Below are 1613 nucleotides of genomic sequence, written 5' to 3'. Positions count from 1 at the left end.
GCCACGCTGAAGCGGATGCCCAAAACCTGATGCCTTTGACCTGCCGCCCCGGCTGCGCCGCTTGCTGCACCGCCCCCTCCATCTCCTCGCCCATCCCCGGCATGCCCAACGGCAAACCCGCAGGCGTGCCCTGCGTGCAACTTGACGACCAGCTGCGCTGCAAGATTTTTGGGCAACCCGAGCGGCCTGCGGTGTGTGGGCAACTGCAAGCGGCGGTGGAAATGTGCGGGGCTGTGGAAGACGGCGGGGTGCACGCCCGGGCTTGGTTGATGCGGCTCGAGGAGTTGACGCGGCCGGGGTGATGTAAGGCCACATCAACGTTTGCCCTTGTCATCAGTCACCAACAAGTCATCCCCCCACCCCGCTTGCCGCTAAGCTGAATCCCTTTTGCTGACCTGCGGAGCACAGCCATGGCGTTTGAGATTCCTTCCTTAAAAGACAGCGTTCACCCCGATGAATGGCAGCTGCGGCTGGACTTGGCTGCGTGTTACCGGCTGGTGGCGCTGTATGGCTGGAGCGATCTGGTGTTCACCCACATCAGCGCCAAGCTGCCCGAATCGGTGGCGGGCGATGGGCACCAGTTTTTGATCAACCCCTACGGCTTGATGTTTGACGAGATCACCGCGTCCAGCCTGGTGAAGGTGGACATGCAGTGCAACAAGCTGCACGACAGCCCTTTCCCGGTGAACCCGGCGGGCTTTGTGATTCACAGCGCGGTACACGAGGCGCGGCCCGATGCCGGTTGTGTGCTGCACACCCACACCCGTGCCGGGGTGGCCGTGAGCGCGCAGGCACATGGTGTGCTGCCCATCAGCCAGCAAAGCACGTTTGTGCTGGCCTCGCTGGCCTACCACGGCTACGAGGGCGTGGCCATTCGCGACGAAGAAAAGCTGCGCCTGCAGGCCGATTTGGGCGAGGCCAATTTCCTGATGCTGCGCAACCACGGCTTGCTCACAGTGGGCAAAACCATTGCCGACGCGTTCTTGACGATGTACACCTTCGAGAACACCTGCCGCATCCAGGTCGATGCACTGGCGGGCCAAGCCGGCCCGAAAGACCTGGCGGCTGTAGACCCGCAAATTTTGAACGGCGTGGCCCACGCCATGCGCGTGCAAACCGGTGGCTTGGGCGGCGCGTTTGTTTGGCCTTCGCTGCTGCGCAAGCTGCAACGCGAAAGCCCCGATTACGCGCTTTGATGCCGCAAACGCGAACGCTTGTAGCCCATCAAGGTTTCCAGCGTTTGAGCAACAAGGCATTGGCCATGACACTCACTGAACTCAGCGCCATGGCCGCACCCGCCATCATGGGGTTGAGGTAGCCCAAGGCCGCCAAAGGGATGCCCGCCACGTTGTAGGCAAAGGCCCAAAACAGGTTTTGCCGGATCTTGGCCACGGTTCGGGCCGAGATCTCGAGCGCCGCGCCCACCAACGCCACATCCCCACGCATGAGGGTGATGCCGGCCGCGTGCATGGCCACATCGGTGCCGTTGCCCATGGCCATGCCCACATCGGCAGCGGCCAATGCGGGTGCGTCGTTGACCCCATCGCCCACCATGGCCACCACCTGGCCACCCGCACGCAGTTTTTGCACCTGCGCCGACTTGTCGCCGGGCA

General features: G+C 63.2%; 3 protein-coding genes. 2 read left to right on the top strand and 1 reads right to left on the bottom strand.

The annotated features are described in order from the left end of the window. Positions 1–29: 29 nt before the first annotated feature. On the top strand, positions 30–302 hold the full coding sequence (locus Q0341_RS01695) for a YkgJ family cysteine cluster protein (protein ID WP_299510113.1): 273 nt from the start codon (positions 30–32) through the stop codon (positions 300–302). A 108-nt stretch (positions 303–410) separates the two neighbouring features. Next, positions 411–1196 (top strand): class II aldolase/adducin family protein, encoded by a 786-nt coding sequence (locus Q0341_RS01690; protein ID WP_299510112.1) that lies wholly within the window; start codon positions 411–413, stop codon positions 1194–1196. A 28-nt stretch (positions 1197–1224) separates the two neighbouring features. Here the strand turns inward: Q0341_RS01690 and Q0341_RS01685 are convergent. After that, positions 1225–1613 (bottom strand): HAD-IC family P-type ATPase (locus Q0341_RS01685; protein ID WP_299510111.1); only part of this gene is annotated, 389 nt, incomplete at its 5' end.

The organism is uncultured Limnohabitans sp., from assembly GCF_937889215.1.
In the GTDB taxonomy this organism is placed as follows: Bacteria; Pseudomonadota; Gammaproteobacteria; order Burkholderiales; family Burkholderiaceae_C; genus Limnohabitans_A.
This window is presented reverse-complemented; position numbering and strand designations above follow the sequence as displayed.